The organism is Falsiroseomonas oryzae, assembly GCF_027856955.1.
In the GTDB taxonomy this organism is placed as follows: domain Bacteria; phylum Pseudomonadota; class Alphaproteobacteria; order Acetobacterales; family Acetobacteraceae; genus Falsiroseomonas; species Falsiroseomonas oryzae.
Genome location: NZ_JAPSMD010000290.1, coordinates 1 through 6996 on the forward strand (window position 1 = coordinate 1; position 6996 = coordinate 6996).

Sequence of the window (6996 nt, forward strand, 5' to 3'; positions counted from 1 at the left end):
TGCGCGGGGCGGTGATCGGCGGCGCGGCGGCGGCGCCGCTGGCGCTGTGGCTGGGCCCGGCCTGGGGGCTGCTCGCGGCCGGGCTGGCTGGCGGGACCGCCGCCTTCCTGTGGCAACGTCACGCTTCGCAGAGGGCCGCGCGACGATGAGTGCGACGGACCTCGCGCTGCTGCTGACGGTGCTGGCGATGCTGGGGCTGCGCGGGGCGGGGCTGCTGCTGGGCGGGGCGCTGCGCCCCGACCACCCCTTCATCGCCTGGGCCTCGGCGGTCTCCCTCGCGACGCTCGCGGCCTTCGTGGTGCTGGCCATCGCGGTGCCGACGGGGCTGCTGGCGACGGTACCCTGGCCGGCGCGGCTGGCCGGGGTGGCGGCCGGCGCGCTGGGCTGGCGGCTGTTCGGAGGGCGGCTGCTGCCGGCGCTGCTGGCCGGGCTCGCGGGGCTGTTGCTCGCCCGGCTGGTTACGGGCTGAAACGGTAGAGCCGCGCCGGGTTGTCCACCAGGATCGCCCGCCGCGTCACCTCGTCCGGCGCCCATTCGGCCAGGGCATCCAGCAGGGCGGCGTCGTCAGGCATGCGGGTGGCGTTGGGGTGCGGCCAGTTGGTGCCCCAGACCAGGCGCTCCGGCGCCGCCGCGACCAGCGCGCGGGCCAGGTCGCGCACCGCCAGCGGGTCATCCTGGTCCAGGCTGTAGGGCGAGGAGAGCTTCACCCAGCCCCGGCCCGCCTGCAGCAGGTCCATCACCACGCCCCAGGCCGGGTGCCGCGCCCAGTCCCGCAGCGGCAGCTGCGCGAAATGGTCGAACACCACGTCGCAGGGCGCGGCGCGCAGCACGGTGCCGAGGGACGCGATCGTGTCTGCCGTCATGAACACCTGCAGGTGCCAGCCGACCTCCGCGAGGAGGCGCGCCAGCGGCGCGACATCGGCCGGCGCCAGCAGCACCGCGGAGATGATGTTCGCCCGCGCGCCGACGACGCCCTGCGCGGCCATGGCGCGCAGTTCCGCAACCGGCGTGTCGGGCGCCACCACGGCGACCATGCGGGCGCGCGGCTCGGCTTCCGCCAGGGCGCGCAGGTGCAGCGCGTTGTCGAAGCCGTAGGTGGAAGGCTGCACCAGGACGTGCCGCTCCACGCCGAGCCTCGCCAGCAGCCGGGCATGGTCGGCGAGCGTGGCCTCGGCGTGCGTCTTCGCGCCGGCCGTCACCGGGAAGGCGGGGTCGTAGACGTGGTGGTGGCAGTCCACCGCGCCGGGCGGCACCGCGATGCGCGGCCGCGCCGTGCCGGCGGTGAAGGGAATGGCGTCGCTCTCCATGGCCGCTAGGCTAGCCGGCGAAGGTGGAGGAGACGAGGCCATGCTGCGCGTATTCCTGGCGCATACCCCCGAGATGCGCGCCAACTACTATGGCGACCGGGCGCTGGCCGCGCTGCGCCAGGTGGCGGAGGTGGTGACGCATGAGGGCACCGCCACGCTCTCCGGCGCGGCGCTGGCGGAGGCAGCCGCGGGCTGCCAGGCCATCGTCGCGGACCGCGCCACACCCGGCACGGCCGAGACCTTCGCCGCCGCGCCCGACCTGGTCGCCTTCCTGCGCGTGGCGGTGGACGTCTCCACCATCGACATCCCGGCGGCGTCGCGCGCGGGCGTGCTGGTGACGCAGGCGACGCCGGGCTTCGTGGACAGCGTGGCGGAGCTCGCCATCGGGATGATGGTGGACCTGGCGCGCGGCGTCTCCGGCTTCGCGGCCGACTTCCACGCCGGGCGCGTGCCGGTGCCGCGCATGGGTCGGCAGCTCGCCGGCCGCACGCTGGGGCTGATCGGCTACGGGCGCATCGCGCAGCGCGTGGCGCAGATCGCCGCGGCGATGCGCATGCGCGTGCTGGCCCACGATCCGCATGCCGTCATCGAGGGGGCGGAGGCCGTCACGCTCGACCGGCTGCTGGCCGAGAGCGACGTGGTGATGCCGCTGGCGGTCGCGAACGAGTCCACGCGGCACATCGTGAACGCCGGGACGCTCGGCGCAATGAAGCGCGGCGTGCTGCTGGTGAACCTCTCGCGCGGGCAGCTGGTGGACGAGGCGGCGCTGGCGGCGGCGCTGGACAGCGGGCAGGTGGCCGCTGCGGCGATGGATGTCGGCAGCGCGCCCGACCAGTGGCCGCATCCTGCCCTCGCCGCGCGGCCCGACGTGGTGGCGACGCCGCATATCGGCGGGCTGACGCCGGAGGCGGCGGAACACCAGGCGATGGACACGGTGCGCCAGGTCGCCGCCCTGGCCGCGGCGCGGGCGCCGGACGGCGCGCTGAACCCGGAGGCGGCGACGCGCCTCGCGCGGCTCGGCATCAACCAGACGGGGTCGCCGGAGGCAGCACCCGCGCGGTGATCGCGAAGGCCAGCCCGACGACGCCGCCAGCGGCCAGCAGGAAGCCAGCGGCGAAGCCGGCTTCCGCGATCAGCGTGCCGAAGATCACCGCGCCGAGGCTCTGGCCGAAGAAGAGCGACATGGCGAAGAACGCCACGGCGGTGCCGCGCGCTTCCGGCAGCGCCTCCGTCGCGCGGGCCTGCAGCACGCCGTGCAGCATGAAGAACAGCAGGCCCAGCACTGCCTGCGCCGCGGCCACCATCCACCAGGCCGGCGCCAGCCCGATGACGGCCAGCATGGTGGCGATCCCGAGGCCGCCCCAGCGCACCAGCCCGCGCTCCCCGAAGCGGCGCACCAGCCAGGGCGCGGCACGGGTATAGACCAGCGCGCCAAGGCCGAAGCCGGCGACGACCAGCCCGGCCTCGGCGGCGGAGAGGCCGAAGCGCTCGATCAGCAGCGAGGCGACGAAGGGGATCGCGCCGCCGAACAGCAGCAGCCCGTCACCCGCCGCCGCCAGCATCAGCCGCCGCCCGGCGGGCCGCGCCAGGATCTTGACGAAGCCGCCCAGCCCGGCGCCGCCCGCGCCCTGCCCGCCGGCACGCCAGCCCGGCCCCAGCAGCACCGCGAACAGCAGCGCGATCGCCGCGCTGAGCGCCCCGAGCACCAGGAATGACGCGCGCCAGCCCGCAAGTTCGCCCACCACGCCGGAAATCGGTCCGGCCAGCAGGTTCGCCATCACCATGCCCGTGAGGAACCGGCCGATGGCGGCCTGGCGGTGCTCGTAGGGCACCTTGTCGGCGATATGCGCCATGAAGAGCGGAATGGTCGCCGCCGCCGTCAGCCCCGAGAGCACGCGCACGCCGAGCAGCGTGCCCAGGTCGAAGGCGAGCGTCGCGGCGAGCAGCGTGACGGCGTAGAGCGCGAGCGAGATGGCGCCGACGCGCAGCTTGCCCAGCGCGTCGCCGAGCGGTCCGGACGCGATCTGCCCGAGCCCGTAGGCCAACGCGAAGCCGCCGATCAGCGGTGCCACCGCGCCGAGTCCGACGCCGAAGTCGCGCGCCAGCATCGGCAGAAGCGGGTCGAGGATCCGCATGCCGCAGCCGATGGTGAAGGCGGCCAGCGCCATCAGCCAGATCGGCGGGGAGATCGACGGCACCCGTCAGACCGGCTCGAGGCGGAGATGCGGTCCCGGCGGCAGCTCGACGACGATGGCGTCGCCGGGCGCGACCTCGCCGGCGGCCAGCACCACCGCCATGACGCCAGCCTTGCGGACCAGCCGTCCTTCGGCGTCGCGATCCAGCGTGGCGGCCATCAGGCCCTGCTGGAAGCCGTCGAGCTGGTGGCACGGGTTGCGCAGCCCGATGACCTCGACCACGGCGTCAGGGCCGAGCCGGAGGCGCGCGCCGCGCGGAAGGCCGAGCAGGTCGAGGCCGCGTGTCGTGACATTCTCCCCCAGCGCGCCCGGCGCGACGCGGAAGCCGGACGCGGCCAGCTCCTCGAACAGCTCGGCATGGATCAGGTGGAGCTGGCGCAGGTTGGGCTGCGTCGGGTCGCGCGCGACGCGCGAGCGGTGCTTCACCGTGACACCGCAATGCGCATCGCCTTCCACGCCGAGGCCGGCGATCAGGCGGATGCGGGGCTGTGTCGGCTTGCTGAAGCCGTGTGCCGGGCTCAGCGCCACGGCGTCCACGATAGGTGCCGCGTGCGCGGCGCGCACGATAGATGCAGCGTGCGCGGCGCGCACGACGGGCGCGCTCACGCCGCGTCGGCCTTGCCACGCTTCGCCCGTTCGCTCTCGGTCTTCAGCTGGCCGCAGGCCGCCAGGATGTCGCGGCCGCGCGGGCGGCGGATCGGGCTGGAGTAGCCGGCGCCGCTGACGATCTCGGCGAAGCGGCGCACCTGGTCGGGCTTGCTGGTGAGATAGGGGCTGCCGGGCCAGGGGTTGAAGGGGATCAGGTTCACCTTGGCGGGGATGCCCTTGATCAGGCGCACCAGTTCCCGCGCCTCGGCCTCGCTGTCGTTCACGCCCCGCAGCATGACGTATTCGAAGGTGATGCGGCGCGCATTGCTCGCACCCGGATAGCGGCGGCAGGCGGCGATCAGCTCGGCGATCGGATACTTGCGGTTCAGCGGCACGATCTCGTCGCGCAGCTCGTCCGTCACCGCGTGCAGGCTGACGGCGAGGTTGACGTTCAGCTCCTCGCCGCAGCGGTCCATCATCGGCACGACGCCGGAGGTGGACAGCGTGATGCGTCGGCGCGACAGGCCGATGCCCTCGTTGTCCATGATGATGCGCAGCGCCTTGGCCGTGTTCTCGTAGTTGTAGAGCGGCTCGCCCATGCCCATGACGACGATGTTGGACAGCAGCCGCGGCGTGCCGTCCTTCGGACTGGGCCATTCGCCGTAGCTGTCGCGCGCGGCCATGAACTGGCCGACGATCTCGGCGGCGCCGAGGTTGCGCACCAGTTTCTGCGTGCCGGTGTGGCAGAACCGGCAGGAGAGGGTGCAGCCCACCTGGGTGGAGATGCAGACCGCGCCGCGGTCCTCGTGCAGGTCGGGGATGTAGACCGTCTCGACCTGCTGGCCGTCGCGGAAGCGGAACAGGAACTTGCGGGTCGTGTCCTCGCTGGTCTGGACCGTCGCGGCTTCGGGCCGGCCGACGACGAAGCGTTCCGCGAGCTTCGCCTGCATCGGCTTCGCGATCGTCGGCATCCGCGCGAAGTCGGTCTCGCCCTGGTGGTAGATCCAGTGCCAGAGCTGGCGGGCGCGGAACGGCTTCTCGCCGATCGCCACCATCTCCGCCTCCAGCTCCTCGCGCGAAAGGCCGACCAGGTCGCGGCGGCCGTCAGGCAGCGTCGCCGGCGGCGGCGCGAACAGCGCGGCCTTAGCGAGGATCCGCTCCCGCTCGGTTGAGGTGAGGTCGGACGCGTCGCTCATCGCGCCGGCCTCGCCGGGCATTCGCGGGAGATGGCGTCATAGGCCGCGCTGAAGCCGGACAGGGAGAAGGTGTCGGTGACGGTGCCGCGGCCGCCCGCGCCGGGGCTGCGCACCACCGCCTCGCGGCCGTTGCGGAAGGCGCCGATCAGCTGCGCGCCGCTCTGGAAGAAGGCGCTGGACTGGACCGTGCCGTAGGAACGGAACTCGGCGTTGCCGATGGTCATCACCGCCTCCGCGCCGCGCGGCAGCGGGGCGCCGACCGAGACAGCCACCTGGTCGCGACCGATGGCGCGGTGCGCGACGGTCAGGGTGACGGCGCCCCGGTTCGGCGGCGCGCCGTCGCTGCGGGCGGCCCGGGCGAAGGCGTAGCAAACCTTCTGGCCGTTCTCCTCATGCGTCGCCGCGGTCCATTCGCCATGCGCGCCCAGCCGCTGGGGGCCCTGGGCGCGCTGGGGCTGGGCGAGGGCAGGAAGCGCCAGCAGCGCGGCGGCCAGCACGGCGCCGGCGGCAAGGAAGCGGTTGCGGGGCATGCGCGCTAGATACGGCGCGGACCCCCCGGGGACAACCGGCCGGCTTCCGCGCCCCGCGCCGCGCGCCTATGCACGCGACGCCATGCCCGATCCCACCGACGCCCAGCTGGCCGCCCAGTACGAGGCCTATCCCTACCCCGCCCGCGACCCGCGGGACGAGGCGAAGCGCCTGGTCGTCGGCAGTCCGTCGCATCTGCGCGAGGTGGACCATTGGGTGTTCGGCGCCCGCCGCCCGGCGAGCCTGCCGCTGAAGGCGCTGGTGGCCGGGGGCGGCTCCGGCGACGGGACGCTCATGCTGGCCCAGCAGATGGCCTGGGCCGGCAGGCCGGGGAGCGTGACCTGGCTGGACCGCTCGGCCCATGCGCGCAAGGTCGCCACCGCGCGGGCCGCAACCCGGAAGCTGGACAACATCCGCTTCGAGGAAGGCTCGATCCTGGATCTGCCGCGATCGGGCCTCGGGCCCTTCGACTACATCGATTGCTGCGGCGTGCTGCACCACCTGCCGGACCCGGCGGCGGGGCTGGCGGCGCTGGTCTCCGTCCTGGCCTCCGGCGGTGGGATCGGGCTGATGGTCTACGCGCCGCATGGCCGCACCGGCGTGTACATGCTGCAGGATGCCCTGCGGCTCCTCGCACCCACCGACGATCCGCCGCCGCAGCGCGTCGAGGTCGCCCGGCGGCTGTGGAAGCAGGTGCCGGAAACCGCCTGGCTCCGGAAGAACCCCTGGATCGAGGACCACATCAAGGGCGGCGATGCCGGGCTGTACGACCTTCTGCTGAACCCGCGCGACGTGGCCTTCACCGTGCCGCAGCTGGCCGCGCTGGTGGCCGGCGCGGGGCTGCGCATCGCGACCCTGGTGGAGCCGCTGCGCTACGACCCGGACACCTGGCTGGCCGACCCGCGGCTGCGCGCCCGCACCGCGCAGCTGGATGCCGTGCAGCGCGCCGCCCTGGCAGAGGCGATCTGCGGCAACATGGGCATCCACATCGCCTACTGCGTGCGCGCCGACGACAAGGTGGCGCCGCCACCCTGGGAGGACGACGCCGCGGTGCCGGTGCTGCGCGAGCTCGACGGCGCGGCGCTGGCCAAGGCGCTGCGCGCGGACGGCGTGCTGCCCGTGGCCTGGGACGGTCTGCGCGCCATGGTGCCGCTGCCGCGCCTGGCGCCGGCCCTGCTGGCG

The 6996-nt window shown here is 74.2% G+C and carries 8 protein-coding genes; 3 read left to right on the forward strand and 5 right to left on the reverse strand.

The genetic code is table 11. The features are described from left to right. The first annotated feature begins 145 nt into the window (after positions 1-145). Positions 146-469, forward strand: coding sequence for a hypothetical protein (locus tag OZN99_RS21895; protein WP_270937378.1), 324 nt, complete (start codon positions 146-148; stop codon positions 467-469). Here the strand turns inward: OZN99_RS21895 and OZN99_RS21900 are convergent. After that, on the reverse strand, positions 459-1307 hold the full coding sequence (locus OZN99_RS21900) for an amidohydrolase family protein (RefSeq protein ID WP_270937379.1): 849 nt from the start codon (positions 1305-1307) through the stop codon (positions 459-461). The genes OZN99_RS21895 and OZN99_RS21900 overlap by 11 nt on opposite strands. Positions 1308-1347: 40 nt before the next feature. On the opposite strand from OZN99_RS21900, the gene OZN99_RS21905 reads away from it, so the two are divergent. Continuing rightward, a complete protein-coding gene (locus OZN99_RS21905; protein WP_270937380.1) occupies positions 1348-2370 on the forward strand; it encodes an NAD(P)-dependent oxidoreductase in 1023 nt (340 codons plus the stop codon). Here the strand turns inward: OZN99_RS21905 and OZN99_RS21910 are convergent. From OZN99_RS21910 to OZN99_RS21925, 4 genes are read right to left on the reverse strand one after another with little or no spacing between them, the layout of a single operon-like run. Beyond that, positions 2330-3505, reverse strand: a complete 1176-nt coding sequence (locus OZN99_RS21910; protein ID WP_270937381.1) for an MFS transporter — start codon at positions 3503-3505, stop codon at positions 2330-2332. The two genes, OZN99_RS21905 and OZN99_RS21910, sit on opposite strands and share 41 nt — an antisense overlap. Before the next feature lie 3 nt (positions 3506-3508). Continuing rightward, a complete protein-coding gene (locus OZN99_RS21915; RefSeq protein WP_270937382.1) occupies positions 3509-4108 on the reverse strand; it encodes an MOSC domain-containing protein in 600 nt (199 codons plus the stop codon). Beyond that, positions 4105-5286: a 23S rRNA (adenine(2503)-C(2))-methyltransferase RlmN gene (gene rlmN / locus OZN99_RS21920; protein ID WP_270937383.1), complete on the reverse strand. Its 1182-nt coding sequence runs from the start codon at positions 5284-5286 to the stop codon at positions 4105-4107. Before rlmN ends, OZN99_RS21915 begins: the two co-directional genes overlap by 4 nt. Then, entirely contained in the window at positions 5283-5816 is a 534-nt protein-coding gene (locus OZN99_RS21925) for an invasion associated locus B family protein (protein WP_270937384.1), read from the reverse strand. Before OZN99_RS21925 ends, rlmN begins: the two co-directional genes overlap by 4 nt. 82 nt (positions 5817-5898) lie before the next feature. Between OZN99_RS21925 and OZN99_RS21930 the strand changes: the two genes are divergently transcribed. After that, the coding region (locus tag OZN99_RS21930) for a class I SAM-dependent methyltransferase (protein WP_270937385.1) at positions 5899-6996 on the forward strand (1098 nt) is incomplete at its 3' end.